This window comes from Pseudovibrio exalbescens, from assembly GCF_028737195.1.
Taxonomy (GTDB): Bacteria; Pseudomonadota; Alphaproteobacteria; order Rhizobiales; family Stappiaceae; genus Pseudovibrio; species Pseudovibrio zosterae.
This window is the reverse complement of sequence record NZ_JAQZAJ010000002.1, coordinates 469,612-493,113: the sequence shown is the minus strand read 5'-3', so window position 1 is coordinate 493,113 and position 23,502 is coordinate 469,612. Positions and strand designations below refer to the sequence as shown.

The following is a 23,502-nucleotide window of genomic DNA, read 5'->3' as shown; positions in this document are numbered from 1 at the left end:
TGCGCTCAGCGCGGCGGGCTTATGCGGTTTCTTTCAGAAGTTCGACAAGCGTCTTGCCGAGCTTTGCCGGAGACGGAGAAACGCGGATGCCCGCTGCTTCCATCGCCGCAATCTTGTCTTCTGCACCGCCCTTGCCGCCGGAAATCACAGCACCTGCGTGACCCATGGTACGACCTGGAGGGGCTGTACGGCCCGCAATGAAGCCAACCATCGGCTTTTTGCGGCCCTTCTTTGCCTGCTCCTGAAGCCATTCGGCAGCTTCTTCTTCGGCGGAACCACCGATTTCGCCGATCATGATGATGGATTCTGTTTCTGGATCGTCCAGGAACATGTCCAGCATGTCGATGAACTCGGTGCCCTTTACAGGGTCACCACCGATGCCAACGGCAGTTGTCTGGCCGAGACCTTCCTGAGAAGTCTGGAACACAGCTTCATAGGTCAGCGTGCCGGAACGGGAAACGATACCAACCGAACCCTTTTTGAAGATTGAGCCCGGCATGATGCCGATCTTGCACTCTTCAGGGGTCAGAACGCCTGGGCAGTTTGGGCCCAGAAGGCGGGAGTTGGAGTTGTCGAGGCGTGCCTTCACCTTGACCATGTCCGCGACCGGAATGCCTTCGGTGATGCAGACGATGAACGGGATTTCCGCATCAATTGCTTCGATGATCGCAGCGGCCGCGCCTGCTGGCGGGACGTAAACAACGGAAGCATTCGCCCCTGTTGCGTCCTTTGCTTCCTTTACAGAAGCAAAGATTGGCAGCTCGGCTGCGCCTTCGATCCCGCTGGACCAGGTTTCGCCACCCTTCTTAGGGTGTACACCTGCAACCATCTTGGTGCCAAAATACTCAAGCGCCTGCTCAGTGTGGAATGTGCCGGTTTTACCGGTCAGACCCTGAACGATGATTTTTGTGTCTTTATCGACGAGGATGGACATTAGTTGGCCTCCTTCACAGCAGCCACAATCTTCTGCGCTGCATCGTCAAGGTCGTCAGCCGGAATAACATTCAAGCCGCTCTCACTGATGATCTTCTTACCAAGTTCAACATTGGTACCTTCAAGACGAACAACAAGAGGTACCTGCAGACCAACTTCCTTCACCGCTGCAAGAACACCTTCCGCAATCACGTCACAACGCATGATGCCGCCGAAAATGTTAACGAGAATACCCTTAACATTTGGATCGGAAGTGATGATCTTGAAAGCTGCGGTCACTTTTTCTTTAGAAGCGCCACCGCCCACATCGAGGAAGTTGGCAGGCTCTGCACCGTACAGCTTGATGATGTCCATGGTTGCCATGGCCAGACCAGCGCCGTTCACCATGCAGCCGATGTTGCCATCAAGAGCTACGTAAGCCAGATCGTGCTTGGAGGCTTCGATTTCCTTCTCGTCTTCCTCAGTCTTGTCGCGAAGGGCGACAATGTCTTCGTGACGGAAGAGCGCATTGCCATCAAAGGAGACCTTGGCGTCCAGAACGCGCAGGTGACCATCCTTCATGACGATAAGCGGGTTGATTTCGAGAAGAGACATGTCCTTCTCGACGAACGCCTTGTAGAGGATCGGGAACAGCTTCAGGCCATCCGCACGCGCATCGCCTTCCAGCTTCAGCGCATCACACAACTGACCAGCCTTCTCGTCGGTGACACCATCGAGCGGGTTGATTGGCAGGGTGAGGATCTTCTCTGGGGTGGAATGGGCCACTTCTTCAATGTCCATACCGCCTTCGGTAGACGCAACAAACGCCACCTGACCGGAGGAACGGTCTACCAGAAGAGAGAGATACAGTTCGCGCTCGATGTCGGCACCGTCTTCAATGTAGAGACGGTTTACGACCTTCCCTGCGTCGCCGGTCTGAGCGGTGACGAGAGTGTTGCCGAGCATGTCTTTTGCGTTCGCGATGACTTCATCAATGCTGAACGCCAGACGAACACCACCTTTGGCATCTGCAGGCAGTTCTTTAAACTTACCCTTACCACGGCCACCGGCATGGATCTGAGACTTTACAACCCAAAGCGGGCCAGGGAGTTTTTTGGCTGCGGCTTCTGCTTCGTCAGCAGAAAAGATCGCAACACCTTCAGCAACAGGAGCGCCGTACTCTTTCAGCACTGCCTTTGCCTGATATTCATGAATATTCATATGCTCTGCCTATTCCTAGGTGGGTGGAGCGCAGCTTGCACCGCTACGCTCCCGTCAGATCATGGTGTTATGCAAGAGCTGGCTGGATCTTTTTACAAGCTTCCACCAGACCCTCGACTGCGGATACGGAGTTGTCGAACATCGCCTTTTCGTCATTGTTGAGTTCGATCTCGACAATGCGCTCGATGCCGTTGGAACCGATTACGCAAGGCACGCCTACATACATATCCTTCTGGCCATACTGACCATCCAGGTGCGCTGCACATGGCAGAACGCGCTTTTTGTCCTTCAGGTAGCTTTCAGCCATCTGGATTGCAGAAGCGGCTGGGGCGTAGAAAGCAGAGCCCGTCTTGAGCAGGCCAACAATTTCCGCGCCGCCATCACGGGTGCGCTGAACAATTTCTTCCATACGCTCAGCAGTGCACCAGCCCATCTTGACCAGATCGGTGAGCGGAATGCCGGCAACAGTGGAGTAACGGGTCAGCGGAACCATGGTGTCGCCATGACCACCAAGAACGAACGCTGTGACATCTTCCACGGAGACCTTAAACTCTTCAGCCAGGAAGTAGCGGAAGCGTGCGCTGTCCAGAACGCCTGCCATGCCAACAACCTTGTTTGCAGGCAAACCGGAGAACTTCTGCAGCGCCCAGACCATGGCATCAAGCGGGTTGGTGATGCAGATGACGAATGCATTTGGGGCATACTTCTTGATGCCGGCGCCAACCTGCTCCATGACCTTCAGGTTGATTTCAAGAAGGTCATCGCGGCTCATGCCTGGCTTGCGCGGAACACCGGCGGTTACGATGACAACGTCAGCACCTTCGATTGCTTCGTAGGTGTTTGCGCCGGAAAGTGCAGAGTCAAAACCATCTACTGGAGAAGACTCCGCGAGATCGAGCGCTTTGCCCTGCGGCGTGCCCTCGGCGATGTCGAACAACACGACGTCACCCAGTTCTTTCAGGCCTGCCAGGTGAGCAAGCGTGCCACCAATTTGGCCTGCGCCAATCAAAGCAATCTTGTTCCGTGCCATATCAATTAGCTCCCGTTTACGTAATCCCATCACCTTAAAAAGGCGCTTATTTGTCGCAGTGCGTTACCGGGTTTTACGCATACACGCAAGGCAAACCGACGGGACAACCGCGTTATTTCCCGTATATGGCATGTTTTTCGGATAAAAAAGCAGCTCTGAATCGCCAAAACTGAATTTTTTGTATTTTTTTCAGTTTTCGAATCTCGGCTCCTCCTCGAGATACTCCTCCGAACGCATCTCAATCAGACGGGAGGCCGTGCGATCGAATTCAAACACCTCGGTACCAGACGGCGCGCTATAGAGTTTGTCCGGCTCTGCATCCGCAGAGATGATGAGCTTGACCTTGTTGTCATAGAGCGCATCAATGAGATTAATGAAGCGCTTTGCCTCATTTCTAAACCGCGCTTCAAGCACTGGTACATTTGCGAGAATGATGGTGTGGTACGCCTGCGCAATGCGCAGGAAGTCCGACGCCCCTAGCGGCTGACGGCAAAGCTCGTCGAAGGTGAACCACGCCACCCCAGCACAGGTCTTGTCGACCTTTATCTCACGACCGAGGTTCTCCAGTGTTTCAGAGTGTGGTGGCACGTTGTTTGTTAGGCTACGCCAGATCTCATTGAGTTGGCGATCGGACTCCGGCCCAAGCGGACTCACGTAAACTTGGGTGCCTGCCAGCTTTTCAAGCCTGAAGTCCGTTCTAGAATCCAGCTTCAATACGTCGACCTTCTGCTGCAAAAGGTCGATAAACGGGAGTATGTGGCTTCGGTTCAAGCCGTCCTTGTAAAGATCCTTAGGATCCACGTTGGACGTCGCGACAACAACAACACCACGCTCGAAAAGCTTGGTGAACAGGCGCCCCAACAGCATAGCATCCGCGATATCGGTCACGGTAAATTCATCGAAACACAACAAACGTGTTTCTTCCGCAATTGCTTCTGCAACTGGCAAAATCGGGTCTGAATTTTTAGAATTTTTTTCAGAAATTTGTTTACGCGCTTCGAAAACCCGTGCGTGCGTTTCGGCCATGAACTCATGAAAATGCGATCGACGCTTCTTTGGCTCTGTTGCCACTTGATAGAAGAGGTCCATCAACATGGTTTTGCCGCGCCCAACCGAGCCCCAAATGTAAAGCCCTTTTGGCGCTGCAATCTCGGCTTTTCGTTTGCTGAACAGCCATCCCAGCGCGCTCTTTTTTGTGGCGATGCGCGCCTCGGTCAGCGCTGCATTCAATTCGTCCAGATGGCGCACAACAGCCACCTGGGCGCTATCAGCTTCAATTTCGCCCGCGTCTACCATTGCCTGGTAGCGCCCCTTCACGGTTACAGCGCTTGGTATCGCTTCAGTCACAAGGCCCCACTTTAGTTGTGTTGGTTCGATGGAGATCGGGGATCACCCTAGTCGAGTTTTTCAGCCTAGGCATAGTTCCTAGGCAATTTCGCAATCAAGCCAAAATCGCACGGACACCCCTATCAAAAAGTGGGAAGGCCACCTGATAGGTAAGAAAAACCCGGCGCCAGTTAAACTGTGCCGGGCTCAAAATCTCGGATTTTTCGCTTGATTAGCGGCGGAAGGAAATCGGTGCGCCGCTATTTGTCACGCCATTGAAGGAGCTGCCACCACCTGAGAGCTGCGCAATGTCAGAGCCTGCTGCATCTTTCAGAACAACCTGACTGCCGTTCAGATCCCAAGCCGCGATACGAGAGAGGCTCTCGTCGCTACAGCCACGGGTATTGGCGCGGTAACCGCCACTCCATGTGGTCAGCGTCATGAATAGCTTACAGCTGTCCGCGCCAGATGCGACATCCCAACCGCCCAACAGATCGGTACGGCCCACGGAGCTGCCACCTGCTGCGCCTGGCGCTACCGAGGCGACCTGTGTCCCGTCAGCAGTGCCATCAAGAGGCTGGCCGGTGATTTCGCCCTGACCTGCACCCGGTTGCTGATCGAGAGGAGATAAGGAATCCCCTGCTACGGGTGTGGATGGTGTCGCTGGCAGCGGTGATACATAGCTGCGCGTATAGGTGGTGCGCTGGCACGCCATCGTTGAGATTGCGAGAACGGATACCAGTGCAATTGTCAAACCGCGGTTCATAGTGTCTTTCACCCTGCCTCAGTATGAGCGTGCATTAACCATAACTGTCGTAAAGATTGACCCGAAAAGGTAAACAGACCAGTAACAAATTGGCCTAAATGCCTCGTTTCCCCAACACCGTCGCCGACAAAACTGGTTAATGCCGCCTACCTTTGCACAGAAACCAACTGTTTCACAAGTTAACCAGCCACCCGCCAGAGCATATGGTTTGTTTCAAACTGGCCAGACAAAAGCGCACGATCAATTGATTCACGAATCCGCCGGAAAGCAGTCTTTGCATCTTCCAGAGAAGTGATCCGGTGATTTCCCGGAACAACCTGCCACTTGGAAACGACTGGGTCGTTCGCCCACTTTGGCGGCGTCATCATCAAAGCGTCGCTTTGCAGCTCGACGACGAAGTCCGGCTGCGGGGCATGTGGAAACGCAAAAATGTTCCACGATTTCGGTTCGAGGCCTTTATCAGCAATGCCTTTGTCTGCGAGAATCTTGCGACCATACTCGTTCATTCCATCGACAGGCATGGGGCCACCAGAAAAGGCGCGCACAACACCATTGGATTTCGCGTTCGCATAGGCTTCTGCCATCAGGCTCAGCAGCGCATTATCGACACAGACAAATAGAACGTTTGCTATTGCCATTCTATGTCTCCTAGGTCCGTTTTGGGACACCATTTCGTTCAGGGCCCGTTATCAATTTGGTGCCGGATGTAACTCGTTAACCCTTCGGTTCTGTGACACAGTTCAACGAAACTGAAAAATTCCAAAAGTATTGTGGGAAAAGTCGACTAAAGAACTAGGGCACCTTTAAGCAGATTAAACTTTAAACTGCATTGCATTAGAAAATTTGAACATAACTACTGAAAAGTACTAGTATCTTGCCGCCACCTCTAATACGCCTATCTACTTAATAATGCGAAGCTTTTAGAACAGGAGCACATTCAATATGCCATTTGCCATCTGGTCGATTCTGATTGCGGGCCTGCTTCCTTTGGTTGCATTACTTCCGGGAAAAATGTCCAAGTCTTTCGACAACTCTGATCCTAGAAATCCAGAGTACTGGTCCGAGCCATTTCGGCGAAGAGCGCAGAGCGCGCATTACAACAGCCTAGAGGCGTTCCCATTCTTCGCTGTCGCCGTTTTCGTGGCACTCGGGCAAGGCGGAGACCCGGAATGGATCAACAGCCTGTGCGGCCTCTTTCTTTCCATGCGCGTTCTTTACATCGCCTGCTTCTGGCTTAACCGCGCTTCATTACGCTCGCTCACGTGGACTGTTGGCTTTGCATGCACAATCGCCATCTTCACAACACCTGTTTGGACCTAACAGTGCAGACACGCAGGGTAAACCTGCAATAACAAGGGGGTTAGTTGCCGCAAGGGCTGCGCCTGGTTCCGGGTTTAGCGCTGGTTAAGGACCGACCACCTGAGGAAGAAACGGTCCGCTTCCTGCATGATTTCGCGAGTAAACGGACGCCGTTTACGAGTCGCAAGTGCAGGACCGGCCTCAATTTCTGCAAGCAAAAGCTCTCCCACGGCGGTGGGAATCGGCTCCAGGTCCTTGAGTTGTCCCTGTCGCTGCCGATCCAACAACTCCACGATCTCACCACGAAGAACAGGGCGGATAAATACATCATCAAGAAGATGCGCGAGCTGAGCGGGCGGCAGGCCTTGCAGTTTGTGCTGTGAATACCAACGCAGCGATAGAGCCGGCCGGAGCAAATCAATCAGCTTTTCCGGCACCATTTCGCCCTGCGGCTGCCCTTTGAACCGACGATGGAATTTCAGCAGTAGTTGAAGATGACTTTGCGCAAAACGTACAGGATCGCCGTGCTCTTGTGCGAACCCAACGAAACTATCCTTGAAGCCTTTCACTGAAATCTGAGTAGGGGTGATGCGCAGCCAGTCAACCGCTGTAGGATCACCTTGCAAAACCGCAACTAGCGCCTTGCGCAAATCCCAACCGATGATGTCGGTTGGCTCAATGCCCTCATCTTCGATGTGTTCTTCTTTGGGAAACAGCGAGAGGTAATGCTCAACCGAACGAACAAAGACAAACCGTGAAGAGGGAAACCCTGTGCTGCCTTCACCAAGTTGGGTCAAGCAGACAGGATTGGCAGCTTGGAGGATGCAGATTGAATGCGCAGTAGCCAGCCGCTCCAAATGAGGAAGAACCTCTTTGGTCGCAGCGGATATGTTGGCATCTGTTTTTTCTGGCACACCCACAGCTTACATGCTCACAGCTCGATTTCTAGCAGGACTTACCTGCAAGACCATTCAAGAGCAAGTATGTAAGCTGCGCATGCTGTCAATTGGCGCTGCCATCAACGGGAATAGTAACTTATCCCTCGTTCTTAAAGGTATCGTAAGCGGAAAGCGCTTCCGCACCATACATTACTGAAGGCCCCCCGCCCATGTAGATTGCAACGCCGATTGCCTCCATGACTTCCTCGCGTGTAGCGCCATACTTGATCGCCGCCTTTGCGTGATAGCCCAGACACCCATCACAACGGGCTGCAATTCCGATGGCGAGCGCAATAAGCTCCTTGGTTTTGGAATCGAGGGCGCCTGGTGCAATGGCGTTTTTGGCAACTTCACCAAATCCTTTCATCACACCGGGAATTCCGGGGCGCATTTCAGCAAGTCGGCCATCGGTCTGGGCGATGAATTCTTTCCAGTTATCTACGGACATGGGTCTCTCCTACTTATTTTAGATAGATCTAATATAAAGGGGTGAATAGTGATCGACAACCGGATTTAAGTGCGTTCTTGTCGCAGTAAAACTATATAAATTATGAGTTTTTTCGTATATAACTGACTTTGGTAATCACGCGGGCGCGAGACGTTTTGTAACGCTGTGCCTTGTGGTTTGAAGTCTCAGGCAGTTCACCTTCACGAGAAAACAATGGCCATTGGAGAGATCCTAGCTGCAAGGGGGCGGGCAGCTGATGTCCTTGAAGCAGCAAGCAGCGCGTTCCTGAAAAATGGCTACGCGAAGACATCTCTGGCTGAGATCGCCAAGGGATCAGGCATCTCCATGGCCCACATCTATAACTTTTACCCCGGCAAGCTCCACTTGGTCTGCGCAGTTGTTGATGCGGAAATCGCTCGACTTGTCGCACGGCTTGAGACAGCAGTGGACCCCAATGCCAGCGCGGCAGCGCGCCTGAGCATGCTGCTTCTGCTAGAGCTTGAGGAGACCCACCGCCTCATCGATCAGCACAAGGGAATGCGAAGCTGCTTGCAGGTGATTATGAGCAAGCGGCCAAGGCATACTGAAGAGCTGCTGCGCCTGACGCGCCATCCCATCGAAACCATTTTGAGGTCCGGCGTACTTGCAGAAGAGTTCGACATCCGCAACTCCAAAAAGGCTGCCATTACCATTCAGTCTGCGACGACCAAGTTTCGCTTTCCGCAGCTTTGGAGCGATACGGACTATTCCATTTTGCGTGAGCAATGCGTCAGCGTCATCCGAATGCTGCTTAAGGGCATTGAGCGCCGGTAGACCAACGCGACGCTGCGTTATCAATGTTTTATAAAAATTTTCGTATTACCCTGCGGGTAGGTCAGAGGCATCCTCTGACTGGCTTAGGGCCTCAGCCCGCAAGGGGGTTCCCATGTATCGCGTGTTTGTATCTGCGTCTGCGATCATGGCCTGTGCGTTGCTTGCTTCCAACGCTCAAGCACAGCAGGTCATTGAAGACATTGGAATTGAAGAAGAACAAGAGATTGCAGAGACCGAAATATTTTTGGAGCCTTTGCTTTATGACTGGTCCGGTGCTTACGTCGGTGCCTCGGCTGGGTACGCCCACTTGAGAGGGCAAGACCGATTTGACTCCAGCAGTGGCTATGATGGCGCGGTTGGTGGGCTTTACGCTGGCTACAACTATGTTTATCAGGATGTTTTCATTGGCGCGGAGATTGAAGGCAATCTTTGGGGGTTCAGCGGGCATTCATCCTCAGGTCTGGACCTTGATTCAGACTACCTGCTCGCAGCCAAGGTGCGCGCTGGCATCATCTGGGAGTACATTCTCGCCTATGTGGATGCAGGTGTCGCAACAAGTCGGATAAGCGCAGAAAACCCGAACTTCGGTGGCGGCAGCGATTCCAATCAAATGACAGGCTGGATGGTTGGCGGCGGCGTTGAGGCGATGGTGGCTGACAACCTGTCCTTACGCCTTGACTATCAGCATATAGACTTTGGCTCTGACACCTTCCGGATTGGCTCCACGTCCTTCAGCGAAGATGTGACGAGCGACATCGTGCGTATCGGCATCACCTATCACTTTGAGACCTTCTAGCAAAAAAGCCGCCCGAAGGCGGCTTTGAAAGCTTATCGACCTGCGTAGCTGCCTATACGCGGCGCTCAACCATCATCTTCTTGATCTCAGCAATTGCCTTTGCCGGGTTGAGACCCTTCGGACAGGTCTGAGAACAATTCATGATGGTGTGACAACGGTAGAGGCGGAATGGATCTTCGAGGTTGTCCAGACGCTCGCCTGTAGCTTCATCACGGCTGTCGATCAGCCAGCGGTAGGCCTGCAACAGAATAGCAGGGCCAAGATAGCGGTCCCCATTCCACCAGTAGCTTGGGCAGGAAGTGGAACAGCATGCGCACAGAATACACTCGTAGAGGCCGTCCAGTTTCTGACGATCCTCGTGAGACTGCAGCCACTCTTTCGCCGGCTCAGGCGTTGTTGTCTTGAGCCATGGCTCAATGGACCGGTGCTGAGCGTAAAAGCGGGTCAGGTCTGGCACCAAGTCCTTGACCACGGGCATGTGCGGCAGTGGGTAAATCTTGACGATCTCGTCCTGACATTCGTCCGCGCCCTTGGTGCAGGCCAGCGTGTTTGTGCCGTCGATGTTCATGGCACAAGAACCGCAGATGCCTTCGCGGCAAGAGCGACGGAATGTGAGGGTCGGATCGATGTTGTTCTTGATGTAGATCAGTGCATCAAGAACCATAGGACCGCAGTCGTCCATGTCGACATAATACGTATCGATGCGTGGATTGCGTCCATCATCCGGCGACCAACGATAAACCCGATATTCACGCAGGTTCGTGGCGCCCTCCGGTTTATCCCAGACTTTACCCTCGCCCATGCGGGAATTCTTAGGCAACGTCAGCTGAACCATTTTTCTTGCTCCGCGTCTGTTGAGGCCCTTTTCGCGTCGAGGCCCCGTTCTTGCTCGAAGTGGGGTTACCTCACGAGCACCAGATTATCTTGTGTTTCCGCATGAACCCGATAGCCGCATTCTTCCAGAACCTGAAGACAGTCCTCCTCCCAGAAGTCGCGGCAATTGGTTTCAAGCAAGATTACGCGCGGCCAGGCTTCCTGTGTCCGGCCACGCAAGAAAGGCAGAAGAACACGGTCCTCAAACCCTTCCACGTCGATCTTTAACAAGTCTACAGTCTCGACCTTCGCATCGCGCAGGATGGCTTCCAGTGGACGCACTTGAACTTCAACGGGCTTCCAATCCCCTGCCCATTGCCCTGTGGTCAGATCTTTGACCATGGTGGCAAAGCCAGAGTTCGTTGGCTCCAGCCAAAGGTTCAGCGTGCCCTCTTGTGCACCCGCGCCACAAACGATCACAGTGAGATCGTCCATACCGTTCGCATCTGCGTTAAATTGCAGTTTGCTGGCGGTGACAGGGTTTGCCTCCAGAGACACAACCTTCATGCCCGCTTTCGCCGCGAACAGGCTGTAGGTGCCCACATTGGCTCCCACATCCACGAAGGTTTCACCCTGCTTCAAAAGTTCCTGAAGAAACTTGTGCTCTTGCTTTTCCGGCAAGCGGCCTTTTGCCAGCATCTTGCGATCATCATAGTTCTCGCCCGGATAAATGCGAAAACGAAGGCCCTCCACTTCCGTATCATAGGGCCCAGCATAAAACCGCGCGCTGATGCGCCGGAAAAACTTGCGAAGGCTTTGCCGGAATTTATGTTGATCAGCCAACCGCCACATGAAGCGCACAGCATCGCCCGCCTGGTAGGTACCAAACGGAGACTGTGTATCAACGTGGGGCGCTATGCTGTTCAACTCGCTCAACTCCGGCAACTGCACTTAGTATACGCGTGCTTTTGGTGCGATCTTTTGAGGATCAATGCCGCCCTGATCGTAGGTGGTCAAAGGATCCAGAACGACCGGGCGATAACTCAGTTCGACCTTGCCGTCTTCAGATACACGAGAGATTGTGTGTACGCGCCAGTTTTCATCGTCACGACCGCCAAGTGGGCCGTCCTTGAAGTCCTCACGAGCGTGAGCACCGCGGCTTTCCTTGCGCGCTTCAGCACCGTAGACGGTGGTGATCGCGTTTGCCATCAAGTTCTCCAACTCCAGCGTTTCCACAAGGTCAGAGTTCCAGATCAACGAGCGGTCAGAAACCTTGACGTCTGCCATTTCATCCCAGATCTGAGAAATGCGCTGACAGCCCTGCTCCAAGCTTTCCTGAGTACGGAACACCGCTGCATCTTCTTGCATGGTCTTCTGCATCTTTGAGCGCAGCTCTGCGGTCGGCGCAGAGCCGTTCGCGTTACGCAGGCGATCGAAGCGCGCCATGATTTTCTCGCAGGATGCTTCGTTCGGTGTTGGAATTGGCGCGCTGCGGTCAATCACTTCACCTGCCCGGATGGCAGCCGCACGGCCAAACACCACAAGGTCGATCAGCGAGTTGGAACCAAGACGGTTCGCGCCATGAACAGACGCACAGCCTGCTTCGCCCACAGCCATAAGACCCGGTGCGACTGCATTTGGATCCTCGGCGGTTGGGTTCAGCACCTCACCCCAGTAGTTGGTCGGGATGCCGCCCATGTTGTAGTGAACGGTTGGTAGAACCGGGATTGGCGCTTTGGTCACATCCACGCCTGAGAAAATGCGGGCGCTTTCGGAAATGCCAGGCAGACGCTCAGCCAGCAGGTCTGGATCCAGATGGTCCAGATGCAGGAAGATATGGTCCTTGTTCTTGCCAACACCGCGACCTTCACGGATTTCCATCGTCATACAACGGGACACCACGTCGCGAGATGCAAGGTCCTTGGCAGAAGGTGCATAACGCTCCATGAAGCGCTCACCCTCTGAGTTAACGAGATAACCGCCCTCGCCGCGCGCACCTTCCGTGATCAGACAGCCTGAGCCGTAGATGCCGGTTGGGTGGAACTGCACGAACTCCATGTCTTGAAGCGGAAGACCGGCGCGGGCAATCATGCCACCGCCATCGCCCGTACAGGTGTGAGCGGAAGTCGCCGAGAAATATGCACGGCCATAACCACCCGTCGCCAAAACAACCATCTTGGCCGAGAAGCGGTGAATAGTGCCGTCATCAAGGTTCCATGCAATCACGCCCTGACACACGCCGTCTTCGGACATGATCAAGTCAAGCGCAAAATACTCGATGTAGAACTCGGCATTGTTCTTGAGTGACTGACCATAGAGCGTGTGCAGAATAGCGTGACCTGTTCGGTCAGCTGCTGCACAGGTACGCTGCACCGGGGGGCCTTCACCATAGTTTTGCATATGGCCGCCGAACGGGCGCTGGTAAATCTTGCCATCCTCTGTGCGAGAAAATGGCACGCCGTAGTGCTCCAGCTCATATACAGCTGCAGGCGCTTCACGGGCGAGGTATTCCATGGCGTCGGTGTCGCCGAGCCAATCAGAACCTTTTACGGTGTCGTACATATGCCATTGCCAGCTGTCTGGCGTCATATTCTGCAAAGATGCTGCAATTCCGCCTTGCGCCGCCACGGTGTGAGAGCGGGTCGGGAACACCTTGGTGATACACGCGGTTTTGAGACCCTGCTCTGCCATGCCAAGCGTCGCACGCAAGCCAGCGCCACCGGCGCCAACAACGACAACATCAAAGCTATGATCGACGAACTCATAGGCCTGACCGGATGCACCCGGTGCTGCGGCCCCACTGGTTTGTCCAGCCATGTATTCAGCCTCCGAAGCTGATCTTAAGCACTGCTACAGCGGAAGCTAGTGCGATGAAGGATGAAAAAAAGATGTTGCCCATCAGAGCAAGCAGTTTCAGCCCTTCGGTGTGTACATAATCTTCGATGATCACCTGCATACCCAATTTCATGTGGTAGCAGCCAACAAGGATTACCAAGAGCATCAGCACGGAAACGAGCGGGTTTTGCATCGTCTCAACGAAGGTCTGATAATCGGACCCCTGCAGGGAGATAACCAGAAACACAAAGAAGGTGATCAAGAACACGTTGGCAACCGCTGTAACGCGTTGACGCCAAAAATGTTGGGTTCCGTCTTTTGCAGAACCCAGCCCGCGAACCTTCCCGAGTGGAGTGCGCATGTCAGTCATCGGCTCTCTCCTTTTAACGGACCACGTAGCCGATAATCCATAGAAGGATCGTCAAGCTTACGGAACCAATGATGGTGGCCTTGGCCATCCAGTTTGCTGCTTCGAGCTGGAAACCGCGGCCCATGTCCCAAACGAAGTGGCGCAACCCACCTAGCATGTGGTGCACCAGAGCCCAGGTGAAGCCGAATAGGATAAGCCGGCCGATCCATGATCCGAACACGCCATTGGCAAATTCATAGGCTTCCGGGCCCGATGCCGCGCAGATAAGCCAAAACGCCATTAGGATCGTACCGAAGTACAGACCTGCGCCCGTTATACGGTGCAGGATCGACATAAGCATCGTCAGGATCAGGCGATAGACCTGAAGATGGGGCGACAGTGGCCTGTTGGCCTTAAAGTCAGCATTCGCCATTTAAACCTCTCCCGTCCCTTGCCTACGCTGACGTTTACGTAAGCGTAAATAAAACAAGGCGTTGCACTGGTGTCTAATAACTCCAACGAATGGGTGCGTCAAAGCATCCGAAGGGATTAGATTGCGCATCTCTCGAAAACCTTTGATTTTTCAGCGCATTAAGCGCAAAAAAACTGTACAGAAACGCCATCAAGAATCAGGGAAAACACTGAATCCAACCACCGCAAAAACTAGAGTTTTTGCCTCATAATTTTCATTTCTGAAAATTGTAGCTATTTTTCAGGACACTCATATCCAGTTTACCCTGCGCCACAAGGAGCAAGCACGCGCGTGTAGCGGCGTACCGCAGACCCATCAGCACATCTTTAAACGATGGAAGCTGAGGTCTGGATCTAGAACCTAAGTCGCACACAAAGTGAACAAGGCACTAAGCGGCCACGGGGGCGCGTCCTCGCAACTGCTTGAAGATGTGAACCATATAGATTGTGGCAAACATCGGCGTGATCAGGTTCAGGATTGGCACGGCAAGCACCAATGCGATGAGAAGGCCACCGAAGAACACTGTGCCCCCATTCGCCCTTCTCAATGCGCGGGCATCTTCTGGCGACATGAACCGCATCGCTGCGAACTCGAAGAATTCTCGACCGAGCAAATAACCATTGACGAGAAAGAAGGCGACCAGATTCACACCCGGAACCAAAAGCAAAAGCAACGCGCAAATATTGCCCAAAATGACCACACCAAGAAACTTTAAGGCGATCCCGAGTGACTGTAGGACGGGCAGCGCTTTGCCGGAGGGATCATATGGGTAATCACGCTGTTCAACCAGCTCGGCAATGTCGTCCTGGTAAAAGGCCACAAACAAAGCTGAAGCGGGCGCGATCAGGAACCCCAACCCGATAAAGGCACCCACACCCGTGAGAATGCCCAAAACAGTCTCCAACCATGGGTATGGCAGCTCGACGAAGTTTGCAAACAGCGCCTGAATTACGATCCAGATCACCGCCAGCAAGCCAATGGTCAAGCCGATAGACTTCAGCAGGATATGTCGATATTCCGGCTGGAATACCTGAGAGAACGACCGCAACGCAGCAGCAATCATTGGTTTCAACTCTTCACAAAACAGCTTCGACAGTGGACATAAGCTGCCAAACCGCATTTCTCAAGTCACGCCAAGAGCCTTAACCGGCCAGCTCGGATTCAAGATCTTCAATCCGGCGCCACTCGGTTGCCTTCACGCTTGCACGTTTCGCAGTGAGATCGGCACTGTCAAAAAAGAAGTAGCAGCCTCCGCCAGCGTACTGGTCATATTCGCGGGAAATGCCGGTGTTGGTAAGATGGCAGCGCAACAGGCTGCCCACACCGCCATGTCCGGCGAACAAAACCGTTTCGTCATCAGGAAGTTTGGCGAGCGCCCCTTTGATGGCTGAGACGATGCGCGTTTGTGCATCGAGCGCGCGCTCCCAACCACGAATGTTGACCGCAGGCCGAGCAAAAAACTCGTTTGCCACTTCTTCAAACTCTTCTTCCGGCAGATAGCCAGTTGAGGAGCGGTCGTTTTCTTGCAATCCCGCCTCACTCCAACATTCGACACCCAAGTGATTGGCGATGATGCGACCGGTTTCTATTGCCTTTTTCTCGGAGCTCGTGATGACATGGTCCACGGAGAGCAACCAAGGCTGCCGCAGACCCGCCTTCATGCGTGTGATGCCCTCATCGGACAGATCCCAGCTTGCAACCGGAATCGCCGGATCAACATCCACATTCGGGTGCGTAAGATAAATGCAAGTCGCCATATCACCTCCCTCTAATAGCGCGGCGATCTTATACCGGCTTGCGTTTAGCTTCCTTGCACAAATAGTCTGATTAAGTGATGCGCTATTGAGATTTCTGGCGGGCAAAAATAACCAGTTTTCGTCGTTCCATTTAGCATTTCTTCGACTTCACTCTTCGTAAACCATCGACAATCGAACATTTCTTCATAGTCTACGTTCAACTCTGTTGTCAGTGCTTCACCAAAAAAGCCCATCATAATGTTGGATGGAAACGGCCACGGCTGGCTGGCGATATAGCGGACATTGCCCACGCGAATGCCCGATTCCTCGAAAGTTTCACGGCGCACCGCGTCTTCGAAGGTTTCGCCGGGTTCCACAAAACCCGCAAGTGTCGTGAAGAGGTTCTCCGGCAAGTTATGCGGACGCCCGAGAAGAGCCTCCCCCTTCTGGTTTTGTATCAACATGATGACGCAGGGATCGGTACGGGGAAAATGCTGTGCCTCACACGAGGGGCAATCGCGGCGATATCCTGCCTCAGACATTTTCGTATCACCGCCGCATCTTGAGCATTTGGGATGCGTACGATGCCAATTCAGAAGCGCGTTCGCCTGCGCCAGCACACCCATATCTTCATGACTGATCATCTGACTAACGGCGATGCCACGTAGTGGTGCGAGCTCAAACAGTCCGTCTACAGCGAGTTGTTCCTTCAACACTTCCGGATCCGACTGGAACTGGAGTGCAAAGACCGGGCGGCCGTTTCGGCTGTTGTCAAAGCCCAGAAAAGCTCTTTCAGCCCCGGAAACTGGAAATGCGGCCAGCTCCTCCTTGCTTAGAAAGCAGGATGTGCCTCCGCTCTTTGACAGAACGAAATGACCGGCAGTTGCGAGTGCATAAACGGTGGAGGCCTGCGCCTCCACTTCCGAAATCCAGGCACTCTTGGACCTTGACCCAGCTCTTCTATCAAGCTGGTTTCCGGAGAAACAAAGGAAGGACGAGGCCTCCTGCGGTGTCCATGGCACAGTCATTTCAGAGCAATTCCTCAAAATATTCAAAGCGCCTCACTGAACTCCTTCAGAGCCTCAAGCGCAACCCCTTCCATGAACAAGCTGTGTGAAGGTCTCTTGAACATGCCATGAGTTCAAATCGTCCACATTCCTCCACGAGGCCACTTGCAAAGCTAATAAAAAACGACCATACAGGGGCCGGGAGGTTGGTGGTGGACGAGCCACTCGCCAACCGGGTCAGGTCCGGAAGGAAGCAGCCCCAACGAGCATCGGTACGGGTCACCGTGCCAGCCTCCCACCTCTTTTTCCCCGCGCCTTACCTCGACAAGCGGCCGGTCTTCGTCTTGAATGGCCGGGGTAGTGGCAGCTGCTTTTTCAGTAGCGTTTATTGCGGGGCCTTATGGACGACGTTCAGGTAGACCAGACCAGCCAACCACACAACGCCGATGCGCCAGCCAGCTCTTCCAAGACAACGGAGAGCGGATATCGTGTTCTTGCGCGCAAATATCGCCCCAGCACCTTTGATGACCTCTATGGTCAGGAGCCCATGGTCAAAACGCTGCAAAATGCGTTTGAGACCGGACGCATTGCTCAAGCCTGGATGCTGACGGGTGTTCGCGGTGTTGGTAAAACCTCCACCGCCCGTATTCTGGCGCGAGCGCTGAACTATGAGATTCCGGGGGAGGTAGACCGCCCAACCATCCATCTCGACAAGATGGGGGCTCACTGTCAGGCCATTATGGAAGGCCGGCATGTTGATGTCATCGAAATGGACGCCGCCTCTCACACTGGCATTGGCGACATTCGCGAGATCACCGAGGCGGTGCGTTATCGCCCAGCAAATGCGCGCTACAAAGTCTACATCATCGACGAAGTGCATATGCTCTCCAATGCAGCGTTCAACGGCCTTTTGAAGACGCTGGAAGAACCGCCAGAGCACGTAAAATTTATCTTCGCGACCACTGAAATCCGGAAAGTACCGGTGACCGTGCTCTCGCGCTGCCAACGCTTTGATTTGCGCCGCATTGAGTCCGGGACGCTCCTCAGCCTGCTGCGTCGCATCTCCACAAACGAAGGCATCGAGATTTCCGATGAAGCGCTGACGCTCATCGCGCGCGCTGGTGAAGGCTCTGCGCGTGACTCGCTTTCTCTGCTGGATCAGGCTATTGCCCATGGGGCAGGCCATATCGGCGAAGAAGATGTGCGCCAGATGCTGGGCCTCGCCGACCGTTCTCGCATCATTGATCTGTTCGATCACGTGATGAAGGGCGACATCGCCAGCTCACTAGAAGAGCTGAAAGCGCAATATGATGTTGGCGCAGATCCGGCCGTAGTCCTTTCTGATCTTGCTGATTTCACTCACCTTGTAACACGCCTGAAGGCCGTGCCTCGCGCGGGTGACGACGCCAGCGTGACCGAAGCAGAGCGAACCCGAGGCCAACAGTTTGCTGAGCAGCTCTCTATGCGCGTGCTGTCTCGCAGTTGGCAAATTCTGCTGAAGGGCATCACTGAAACCCAAACCGCACCCAAACCTCTGGCAGCGGCGGATATGGTGTTGGTGAGGCTGTGTTATGCTGCGGACTTGCCGGATCCGGAGGAAGCCCTCAAGCTTCTCAAATCCGGGGGTTTTAATTTAGGCGGAGCACCAACTGCTGGCGGTGCAGCTTCGTCTTCAAACACCGCCACCTCTGCTCCGTCCGGTTCAAATGCCAGCCCTACCCCACCGCGCTTGCAAAGCGTGGCTGGCACCGGGTCGGCAATTGCGGCAGTTGCTCAGGCACAGCCAGCCGCGGGACCTGAGGTTGTCGAGAAGATCGCTCTGCGAAGCTGGCAGGATGTGGCCGAGTGCGCCGCAAAAATGCGCGACATTCCCATGAAGGTGACGATCGAGCGCGCACTACGTCTTGTAAACTTTGAGCCCGGCCGCATTGAAGTTCAGCCAACTGAAGAAGCCTCACCAGATGCAGCGGGCGAGCTGGGACGCAAGCTTACCGAATGGACGGGCCGCCGTTGGATCGTGGCAGTGAGCCGGGAACAGGGGCGCCCGACCCTTTATGAGGAAAAGCAGGCCAACCAGCGCCAGCTGGTGACCGCCGCTCATTCAGACCCAGAGGTCGCCGCCTTGCTGAAGGCCTTCCCAGGTGCGAAAGTGGTGGACGTGAAGGTCCTCAAAAAGGATGAGGATGAACAGAGTCTCGAAAGTGACTTACTGCTTGACGAAGCTCTTGATGGCCTCGATATGGATGAAGAGCTTTAGTTCGCAAATCCAATTTGCCTAAGAACTAAAAAGAAAAGGCAGCGAACCAGTGTCTGCCGCGATTCCAGTTGTAAGGAGATGTCCCATGGACTTTCTGAAAATGATGAAGCAGGCCAAACAGATGCAGCAGCAGATGGGTGACCTCCAGGCAGCGGTGAATGAGCTGTCTGTTGAAGGTACCGCAGGCGCAGGTCTGGTCGTTGTAACGCTGAACGGCAAAGGCGAAATGACGGGGCTCAAGATCGACCCGTCTTTGGTCAAGCCAGAGGACGCTGAAGTCTTGGAAGACCTGATTCTGGCAGCACACAACGATGCAAAGGCCAAGGGTGAAGCTTTGGTTCAAGAAAAAACGCAGGAAATGATGTCTGACCTTGGTCTGCCTGCCGGTATGAAACTGCCATTCTAAACCCACAGGTCTGATTATGCCGCGCGGCAGACATCCTGCCGCGCCAAGTTATCTATCCCAAAGCGCAAGCAGTTTCATGAGCACACGCAAAGTCGCCGGCCCCGAAATCGAACGCCTGATCCAACTGCTTTCCAAATTGCCAGGTTTGGGGCCACGATCTGCCCGGCGCGCAGCACTGCACCTCGTGCAGAAAAAAGACCAGCTGCTTATCCCCCTGGCTGAAGCAATGGGCGTTGCCGTTGAGAAAGTGTGCGTTTGCTCAACCTGCGGCACGGTAGATACCTCCGATCCCTGCACCATTTGCACCGATCCTCGCCGAGATGCCTCCACCATTATTGTCGTTGAAGATGTCTCGGACCTTTGGGCCTTGGAGAGGGCTTCCGCGCTCAGCGCCCAATATCACGTGCTCGGCGGCACGCTATCGCCGTTGGATGGCGTTGGGCCCGATGACCTCAATATCAACAAGCTCGTTGAGCGTGTCGAAGAAGGTCGTGTTGCGGAAGTTATTCTGGCTGTTAACGCGACCGTGGAAGGCCAAACGACAGCGCACTACATCACCGACCAACTCGCTCGGTTTGACACAGTAAAGGTTACGCGCCTTGCCCATGGCGTCCCGGTCGGGGGTGAGCTGGACTATCTGGATGAAGGCACGCTGTCGCAGGCGATGCGAGCCCGCACCAACTTTTAGGCATGATCAAAGCGCTGTGTATATGCTTGAAAACGCCTCGTAGCGCCTGCGATTGAGCCCCAGATCCGAGGTGCCGCTTCTGGATTTGGATCGATATTGAATGAGCGCTGTGTCCTGATCAAAGTAGAGTTCCAGATCATCGTGAAAGCGCAAGGTCGGCGTTGTGAACACCACATGCCAGAATGAATCCGTTTGCGATAAAATCTCATTGCCACCGAGCTGGGTGAGCGCCGTTCGAACAGCTTCCTGAGTGTCAGAAAGACTGCCCTTGAATGGCAGTGGTGCAACGCGCTTGTTTCGGTGTTGGGTTTGACTGCTAACCCAGTTCGGCTTGCCATCTAGCTCCGAGAAGCCACTCTGACCGTAGCCGAGATGCACAGGAAAGCGGCGATTTTGTATGACAATGCGCGCGACAAACAGTAAGAGCAGCGAGAAAACAGCAATAAATGCATAAAACATAATAAACCCATGAAATGCCTGTCGCTTCCGTTCTACCGTCATTCACAGAGGAAGCTTAGAATTCTGACTAACTCAAGAAGGGGCTTGACCTTTAGGCGGGGCAACTCCTATCTGCTCTACAACATAGCTCGCAAAACCAGAGAGTGAAGTATGGAATTTGAACACGCGCCCAATGAAAAAGGTCACAAGGAAGTCGCACCGCTTCTCAAGCTTGCACTGGAACTTGGGCCACTCGCCGTGTTCTTCATTTCCAATACTCGCGGCGAACAGCTAATGGAGGCTTTCCCAGTCTTGAACAGCCTCGAAGAGCCCATTTTCCTCGCAACGGCTGCATTCATGATCGCAATCTCAATCTCTCTGGCCGTTTCCTACTATCTCATGCGCTCTCTTCCGGTGATGCCGGTTGTTTCCGGCGTTGTGGTGCTGGTGTTTGGTGCTCTGACACTTTATCTGCACAATGAACTCTTCATCAAACTGAAGCCCACCATCGTGAACGTCATGTTTGGCAGCATTTTGCTTGGCGGGTTGTTCTTTGGGAAATCGTTGCTTGGCTACGTCTTCGACAGTGCATTCAAACTGACTGACGAAGGATGGCGAATCCTCACCCTGCGTTGGGGGATGTTTTTCTTTGTGCTCGCCGTTATCAATGAGATTGTCTGGCGAAACTTTTCGACCGATTTCTGGGTCGACTTCAAGGTTTTCGGCTTTATGCCAATTACCATGGTCTTCACGCTGGCTCAGCTGCCGCTGATCAACAAGCACAGCTTGGAAAATAAAGATCAAGGTTCATCGGCAGGCTGATCTCTCAGCCTGCGCGTTCCATCACCAAAGATTTGCCTGTACTCAGCGTGGCGCGCGTTTCGCCAAGATTCGCTGCAGCGTACGGCGGTGCATGTTGAGACGGCGGGCCGTTTCAGAAACGTTGCGATCGCACAGCTCATAAACGCGCTGAATATGTTCCCAACGAACGCGATCTGCGGACATCGGGTTTTCAGGCGGAGCGGCTTTTTCATTCGGGCGACGCATCAGCGCTGAAAAGATGTCATCTGCATCAGCTGGCTTGGCCAAGTAGTCCATTGCGCCGAGCTTTACAGCAGTTACAGCGGTTGCAATGTTGCCATAGCCGGTCAAGACAACGACCCGCGCCTCCGGCTTCTTCATGCGGATTGCTTCAACCACATCCAAACCACTGCCATCTTCCAGACGCATGTCGCAAACTGCGAAGTCGGGCGCTTCGGCGGCAACCTTGCTGAGGGCTTCCTTCACCCCATCAGCAGTGTCTGTTTCAAAGCCGCGCTTTTCCATGGCACGGGCCAACCGCTGCTGAAAGGCCTTGTCGTCATCCAGAATCAACAGACGGCCCAGGGGTGCACTTTCAAGTTCGTTCATTTCCAATGGGTCCAAATTACTCTGCGTAGGTCCTTCTTATAATGACTGGGCCTATATTGGGAAGGGATCTTCCATTTTTATTAGCAGCATCAGTCACCTGAGAATTAATCTAAGGCATTTTTGTGCGTTATGATTGATCCATCGCATTTTTCGGCCAACGAATCCGAACAATTGCACCTGTTTCTGGGGGTTTTCGATTACCGAAGCTCAGGCGGGCACCCGTTCGCTCCAGAAGAGTCTTGGCGATAAAGAAGCCCAAACCCAGCCCGCCGCCTGCCTGCCCGGAGGGCGCACTCTTTTTTTCCTTGCTCAATGGCTGAATTTTCTTCGCCAACCCCCGCTTCGACACATACGGCTCACCCATGCGCGCAATCACATCGGGCGCAAAGCCTGGACCGTCGTCGCTGATGGTAATCTCAACTCTTTCATCGTCCCAACTGGCTTTCAGCTGCACATTTCGCCCGGCGAAGTCCACCGCATTCTCTAGGATATTCCCGAGACCATAGGCGATGCCTGGATCGCGCCGCCCAACCGGCTCAGGTCCCTCACCTTCCAACTGCACATCGATATGAACCCCGAGCCCCCGATGGGGCTGAGAAACCTCCTCCAACAACTGAGAGAGCGGCATTCGCTGGAAATGCTGGTCCGTATCCGAGGAGAGCGACGTCAGTTTCTGCAGAATTTCGCGGCATCGGCGCGCCTGAGCGTAGACCAGCTCCGCATCTTCACGCAGCGGGTCTCCTTCTTCAAACTCTGTGGCCAGTTCTTTCGCGGTCAGATAGATGGTGCCGAGCGGCGTTCCCAGCTCATGGGCCGCCGCGGTGGCCAAACCATCGAGCGCGGAAAGGTGCTGCTGATGCGCAAGCACCATATCGGAGGCAGCCAACGCATTGGACAGTTGGCGTGCTTCACTGGCAATCCGAAGAGCATATGTCGCCATGAAGAACATGCTGCACAGCAGGGACACCCAAACTCCAACCGTATAAACTGGCGGCATTTGAAGTGCCTGACCGCCATACCAAGGCAGCGGCATGTGATAGATGCCGATTACCGTAGCAAAAAAGCCAGCCAAGGAGGCCAACATGATGGTGTTCTTGAAGGAAAGCGCAGTGGCTGACACCATGACCGGAGCCAACAGCAGAAAGCAGAACGGGTTGCCAAGGCCGCCCGTCAGGTAGAGCAGGCCAGCCAGCTGGAGAATGTCGTAGGCCAATTGGATTGCCGCGCCGTTTTCATGAAGGCGCGTACTAGCGGGCCAGCGAATCTTCAAAATCACATTAAGCCATGCTGAAACCGCAATCAGAACATAGCAGTATCCAATAGGTAGCGGAAAACCGAGGCCGTAATACACAACGATCAATGATATTGTTTGCCCAGCAATAGCCAGCCAACGCAAGCGGACAAGAGTGTCCAACTTGACTTGCAAATCAAAGCTACGGGATTGATCAGTTGTTGCGAATGCCATCTGGCCGGCTCCAGAGTTCCGGATCTTGCGAATTGTTATGCCCAAAGAAGCAATATAACTATTAGTGCCTAGGCGAA

The 23,502-nt window shown here is 53.9% G+C and carries 26 protein-coding genes and 1 other RNA gene; 8 read left to right on the top strand and 19 right to left on the bottom strand.

Annotated elements, in window-relative coordinates:
- Positions 1 to 19 precede the first annotated feature (19 nt).
- The 6 genes from sucD to PUV47_RS07415 all read right to left on the bottom strand — a co-directional run bounded on the left by sucD (position 20) and on the right by PUV47_RS07415 (position 5,893).
- On the bottom strand, positions 20 to 934 hold the full coding sequence (gene sucD / locus PUV47_RS07440; RefSeq protein ID WP_274217885.1) for a succinate--CoA ligase subunit alpha: 915 nt from the start codon (positions 932 to 934) through the stop codon (positions 20 to 22).
- The gene (gene sucC / locus PUV47_RS07435) at positions 934 to 2,133 is read right to left on the bottom strand and encodes an ADP-forming succinate--CoA ligase subunit beta (RefSeq protein ID WP_274217884.1); all 1,200 of its coding nucleotides are present in this window, start codon (positions 2,131 to 2,133) and stop codon (positions 934 to 936) included. The genes sucD and sucC overlap by 1 nt, the downstream gene beginning before the upstream one ends.
- A 67-nt stretch (positions 2,134 to 2,200) precedes the next feature.
- Positions 2,201 to 3,163, bottom strand: a complete 963-nt coding sequence (gene mdh / locus PUV47_RS07430) for a malate dehydrogenase (RefSeq protein ID WP_274217883.1) — start codon at positions 3,161 to 3,163, stop codon at positions 2,201 to 2,203.
- 189 nt (positions 3,164 to 3,352) lie between these two features.
- Positions 3,353 to 4,510: a cell division protein ZapE gene (gene zapE / locus PUV47_RS07425; RefSeq protein ID WP_274217882.1), complete on the bottom strand. Its 1,158-nt coding sequence runs from the start codon at positions 4,508 to 4,510 to the stop codon at positions 3,353 to 3,355.
- Between the two features lie 211 nt (positions 4,511 to 4,721).
- Complete coding sequence (locus PUV47_RS07420; protein WP_274217881.1) at positions 4,722 to 5,255, bottom strand: protease inhibitor Inh/omp19 family protein; 534 nt, start codon at positions 5,253 to 5,255, stop codon at positions 4,722 to 4,724.
- Positions 5,256 to 5,434: 179 nt separating this feature from the next.
- Positions 5,435 to 5,893, bottom strand: coding sequence for a low molecular weight phosphatase family protein (locus PUV47_RS07415; RefSeq protein ID WP_274217880.1), 459 nt, complete (start codon positions 5,891 to 5,893; stop codon positions 5,435 to 5,437).
- 304 nt (positions 5,894 to 6,197) lie between these two features.
- On the opposite strand from PUV47_RS07415, the gene PUV47_RS07410 reads away from it, so the two are divergent.
- Positions 6,198 to 6,575: an MAPEG family protein gene (locus tag PUV47_RS07410; RefSeq protein ID WP_274217879.1), complete on the top strand. Its 378-nt coding sequence runs from the start codon at positions 6,198 to 6,200 to the stop codon at positions 6,573 to 6,575.
- Positions 6,576 to 6,649: 74 nt separating this feature from the next.
- Here the strand turns inward: PUV47_RS07410 and PUV47_RS07405 are convergent, their stop codons facing one another.
- Both PUV47_RS07405 and PUV47_RS07400 read right to left on the bottom strand, forming a co-directional pair.
- Positions 6,650 to 7,468: a DNA polymerase beta superfamily protein gene (locus PUV47_RS07405; protein ID WP_274217878.1), complete on the bottom strand. Its 819-nt coding sequence runs from the start codon at positions 7,466 to 7,468 to the stop codon at positions 6,650 to 6,652.
- Positions 7,469 to 7,589: 121 nt separating this feature from the next.
- Positions 7,590 to 7,940 carry a carboxymuconolactone decarboxylase family protein gene (locus PUV47_RS07400; RefSeq protein ID WP_274217877.1) on the bottom strand — a complete coding sequence of 117 codons (351 nt, stop codon included), beginning with the start codon at positions 7,938 to 7,940 and terminating at the stop codon, positions 7,590 to 7,592.
- 213 nt (positions 7,941 to 8,153) lie between these two features.
- Between PUV47_RS07400 and PUV47_RS07395 the strand changes: the two genes are divergently transcribed.
- Both PUV47_RS07395 and PUV47_RS07390 read left to right on the top strand, forming a co-directional pair.
- Positions 8,154 to 8,753, top strand: a complete 600-nt coding sequence (locus tag PUV47_RS07395) for a TetR/AcrR family transcriptional regulator (RefSeq protein ID WP_274217876.1) — start codon at positions 8,154 to 8,156, stop codon at positions 8,751 to 8,753.
- A 112-nt stretch (positions 8,754 to 8,865) separates the two neighbouring features.
- On the top strand, positions 8,866 to 9,549 hold the full coding sequence (locus PUV47_RS07390) for an outer membrane protein (RefSeq protein WP_274217875.1): 684 nt from the start codon (positions 8,866 to 8,868) through the stop codon (positions 9,547 to 9,549).
- 52 nt (positions 9,550 to 9,601) lie between these two features.
- Here PUV47_RS07390 and PUV47_RS07385 read toward each other — a convergent pair whose 3' ends face one another.
- From PUV47_RS07385 to nudC, 8 genes are all read right to left on the bottom strand, one after another.
- On the bottom strand, positions 9,602 to 10,384 hold the full coding sequence (locus PUV47_RS07385; protein WP_274217874.1) for a succinate dehydrogenase iron-sulfur subunit: 783 nt from the start codon (positions 10,382 to 10,384) through the stop codon (positions 9,602 to 9,604).
- A 65-nt stretch (positions 10,385 to 10,449) separates the two neighbouring features.
- Positions 10,450 to 11,289: an FkbM family methyltransferase gene (locus PUV47_RS07380; RefSeq protein ID WP_274217873.1), complete on the bottom strand. Its 840-nt coding sequence runs from the start codon at positions 11,287 to 11,289 to the stop codon at positions 10,450 to 10,452.
- 24 nt (positions 11,290 to 11,313) lie between these two features.
- Positions 11,314 to 13,179 (bottom strand): succinate dehydrogenase flavoprotein subunit, encoded by a 1,866-nt coding sequence (gene sdhA / locus PUV47_RS07375; protein ID WP_274217872.1) that lies wholly within the window; start codon positions 13,177 to 13,179, stop codon positions 11,314 to 11,316.
- A 4-nt stretch (positions 13,180 to 13,183) separates the two neighbouring features.
- Positions 13,184 to 13,567, bottom strand: a complete 384-nt coding sequence (gene sdhD / locus PUV47_RS07370; protein ID WP_274217871.1) for a succinate dehydrogenase, hydrophobic membrane anchor protein — start codon at positions 13,565 to 13,567, stop codon at positions 13,184 to 13,186.
- Between the two features lie 13 nt (positions 13,568 to 13,580).
- Positions 13,581 to 13,979, bottom strand: a complete 399-nt coding sequence (gene sdhC / locus PUV47_RS07365) for a succinate dehydrogenase, cytochrome b556 subunit (protein WP_274217870.1) — start codon at positions 13,977 to 13,979, stop codon at positions 13,581 to 13,583.
- 427 nt (positions 13,980 to 14,406) lie between these two features.
- Positions 14,407 to 15,081, bottom strand: a complete 675-nt coding sequence (locus PUV47_RS07360; RefSeq protein WP_274217869.1) for a sulfate transporter family protein — start codon at positions 15,079 to 15,081, stop codon at positions 14,407 to 14,409.
- A gap of 79 nt (positions 15,082 to 15,160) precedes the next feature.
- Positions 15,161 to 15,775: a histidine phosphatase family protein gene (locus PUV47_RS07355; RefSeq protein ID WP_274217868.1), complete on the bottom strand. Its 615-nt coding sequence runs from the start codon at positions 15,773 to 15,775 to the stop codon at positions 15,161 to 15,163.
- A gap of 44 nt (positions 15,776 to 15,819) precedes the next feature.
- Positions 15,820 to 16,782, bottom strand: a complete 963-nt coding sequence (gene nudC / locus PUV47_RS07350) for an NAD(+) diphosphatase (protein ID WP_274217867.1) — start codon at positions 16,780 to 16,782, stop codon at positions 15,820 to 15,822.
- Positions 16,783 to 16,962: 180 nt separating this feature from the next.
- Here nudC and ffs point away from each other — a divergent pair.
- The 4 genes from ffs (at position 16,963) to recR (ending at position 20,112) form a co-directional block, all read left to right on the top strand.
- Positions 16,963 to 17,060: signal recognition particle sRNA small type (ffs, locus tag PUV47_RS07345), an RNA gene on the top strand.
- A gap of 101 nt (positions 17,061 to 17,161) precedes the next feature.
- Positions 17,162 to 19,018 carry a DNA polymerase III subunit gamma/tau gene (locus PUV47_RS07340; protein WP_274217866.1) on the top strand — a complete coding sequence of 619 codons (1,857 nt, stop codon included), beginning with the start codon at positions 17,162 to 17,164 and terminating at the stop codon, positions 19,016 to 19,018.
- A gap of 85 nt (positions 19,019 to 19,103) precedes the next feature.
- Positions 19,104 to 19,424 (top strand): YbaB/EbfC family nucleoid-associated protein, encoded by a 321-nt coding sequence (locus PUV47_RS07335; protein WP_274217865.1) that lies wholly within the window; start codon positions 19,104 to 19,106, stop codon positions 19,422 to 19,424.
- A 76-nt stretch (positions 19,425 to 19,500) separates the two neighbouring features.
- Positions 19,501 to 20,112 carry a recombination mediator RecR gene (recR, locus tag PUV47_RS07330; RefSeq protein ID WP_274217864.1) on the top strand — a complete coding sequence of 204 codons (612 nt, stop codon included), beginning with the start codon at positions 19,501 to 19,503 and terminating at the stop codon, positions 20,110 to 20,112.
- 6 nt (positions 20,113 to 20,118) lie between these two features.
- On the opposite strand, the gene PUV47_RS07325 is transcribed toward recR, so the two are convergent.
- A complete protein-coding gene (locus PUV47_RS07325) occupies positions 20,119 to 20,571 on the bottom strand; it encodes a DUF1499 domain-containing protein (protein ID WP_274217863.1) in 453 nt (150 codons plus the stop codon).
- 150 nt (positions 20,572 to 20,721) lie between these two features.
- On the opposite strand from PUV47_RS07325, the gene PUV47_RS07320 reads away from it, so the two are divergent.
- Positions 20,722 to 21,372, top strand: a complete 651-nt coding sequence (locus tag PUV47_RS07320) for a septation protein A (protein ID WP_274217862.1) — start codon at positions 20,722 to 20,724, stop codon at positions 21,370 to 21,372.
- A 42-nt stretch (positions 21,373 to 21,414) separates the two neighbouring features.
- Here the strand turns inward: PUV47_RS07320 and PUV47_RS07315 are convergent, their stop codons facing one another.
- Together PUV47_RS07315 and PUV47_RS07310 are read right to left on the bottom strand one after the other, a co-directional pair.
- Positions 21,415 to 21,960, bottom strand: coding sequence for an ActR/PrrA/RegA family redox response regulator transcription factor (locus PUV47_RS07315; RefSeq protein WP_274217861.1), 546 nt, complete (start codon positions 21,958 to 21,960; stop codon positions 21,415 to 21,417).
- A 127-nt stretch (positions 21,961 to 22,087) separates the two neighbouring features.
- Positions 22,088 to 23,425 (bottom strand): ActS/PrrB/RegB family redox-sensitive histidine kinase, encoded by a 1,338-nt coding sequence (locus PUV47_RS07310; protein ID WP_274217860.1) that lies wholly within the window; start codon positions 23,423 to 23,425, stop codon positions 22,088 to 22,090.
- Positions 23,426 to 23,502 lie beyond the last annotated feature (77 nt).

What these genes read in the sequence shown, in the direction of transcription:
- sdhA (WP_274217872.1), bottom strand. Translation starts at nt 13,179, where the DNA reads ATGGCTGGACAAACCAGTGGGGCCGCAGCACCGGGTGCATCCGGTCAG.
- sdhC (WP_274217870.1), bottom strand. Translation starts at nt 13,979, where the DNA reads ATGGCGAATGCTGACTTTAAGGCCAACAGGCCACTGTCGCCCCATCTT.
- PUV47_RS07400 (WP_274217877.1), bottom strand. Translation starts at nt 7,940, where the DNA reads ATGTCCGTAGATAACTGGAAAGAATTCATCGCCCAGACCGATGGCCGA.
- PUV47_RS07325 (WP_274217863.1), bottom strand. Translation starts at nt 20,571, where the DNA reads ATGTTTTATGCATTTATTGCTGTTTTCTCGCTGCTCTTACTGTTTGTC.
- PUV47_RS07385 (WP_274217874.1), bottom strand. Translation starts at nt 10,384, where the DNA reads ATGGTTCAGCTGACGTTGCCTAAGAATTCCCGCATGGGCGAGGGTAAA.
- PUV47_RS07315 (WP_274217861.1), bottom strand. Translation starts at nt 21,960, where the DNA reads ATGAACGAACTTGAAAGTGCACCCCTGGGCCGTCTGTTGATTCTGGAT.
- sucC (WP_274217884.1), bottom strand. Translation starts at nt 2,133, where the DNA reads ATGAATATTCATGAATATCAGGCAAAGGCAGTGCTGAAAGAGTACGGC.
- PUV47_RS07390 (WP_274217875.1), top strand. Translation starts at nt 8,866, where the DNA reads ATGTATCGCGTGTTTGTATCTGCGTCTGCGATCATGGCCTGTGCGTTG.
- PUV47_RS07335 (WP_274217865.1), top strand. Translation starts at nt 19,104, where the DNA reads ATGGACTTTCTGAAAATGATGAAGCAGGCCAAACAGATGCAGCAGCAG.
- recR (WP_274217864.1), top strand. Translation starts at nt 19,501, where the DNA reads ATGAGCACACGCAAAGTCGCCGGCCCCGAAATCGAACGCCTGATCCAA.
- PUV47_RS07410 (WP_274217879.1), top strand. Translation starts at nt 6,198, where the DNA reads ATGCCATTTGCCATCTGGTCGATTCTGATTGCGGGCCTGCTTCCTTTG.
- PUV47_RS07355 (WP_274217868.1), bottom strand. Translation starts at nt 15,775, where the DNA reads ATGGCGACTTGCATTTATCTTACGCACCCGAATGTGGATGTTGATCCG.
- PUV47_RS07340 (WP_274217866.1), top strand. Translation starts at nt 17,162, where the DNA reads ATGGACGACGTTCAGGTAGACCAGACCAGCCAACCACACAACGCCGAT.
- PUV47_RS07320 (WP_274217862.1), top strand. Translation starts at nt 20,722, where the DNA reads ATGGAATTTGAACACGCGCCCAATGAAAAAGGTCACAAGGAAGTCGCA.
- mdh (WP_274217883.1), bottom strand. Translation starts at nt 3,163, where the DNA reads ATGGCACGGAACAAGATTGCTTTGATTGGCGCAGGCCAAATTGGTGGC.
- PUV47_RS07360 (WP_274217869.1), bottom strand. Translation starts at nt 15,081, where the DNA reads ATGATTGCTGCTGCGTTGCGGTCGTTCTCTCAGGTATTCCAGCCGGAA.
- PUV47_RS07395 (WP_274217876.1), top strand. Translation starts at nt 8,154, where the DNA reads ATGGCCATTGGAGAGATCCTAGCTGCAAGGGGGCGGGCAGCTGATGTC.
- sucD (WP_274217885.1), bottom strand. Translation starts at nt 934, where the DNA reads ATGTCCATCCTCGTCGATAAAGACACAAAAATCATCGTTCAGGGTCTG.
- nudC (WP_274217867.1), bottom strand. Translation starts at nt 16,782, where the DNA reads ATGACTGTGCCATGGACACCGCAGGAGGCCTCGTCCTTCCTTTGTTTC.
- PUV47_RS07420 (WP_274217881.1), bottom strand. Translation starts at nt 5,255, where the DNA reads ATGAACCGCGGTTTGACAATTGCACTGGTATCCGTTCTCGCAATCTCA.
- PUV47_RS07415 (WP_274217880.1), bottom strand. Translation starts at nt 5,893, where the DNA reads ATGGCAATAGCAAACGTTCTATTTGTCTGTGTCGATAATGCGCTGCTG.
- sdhD (WP_274217871.1), bottom strand. Translation starts at nt 13,567, where the DNA reads ATGACTGACATGCGCACTCCACTCGGGAAGGTTCGCGGGCTGGGTTCT.
- PUV47_RS07310 (WP_274217860.1), bottom strand. Translation starts at nt 23,425, where the DNA reads ATGGCATTCGCAACAACTGATCAATCCCGTAGCTTTGATTTGCAAGTC.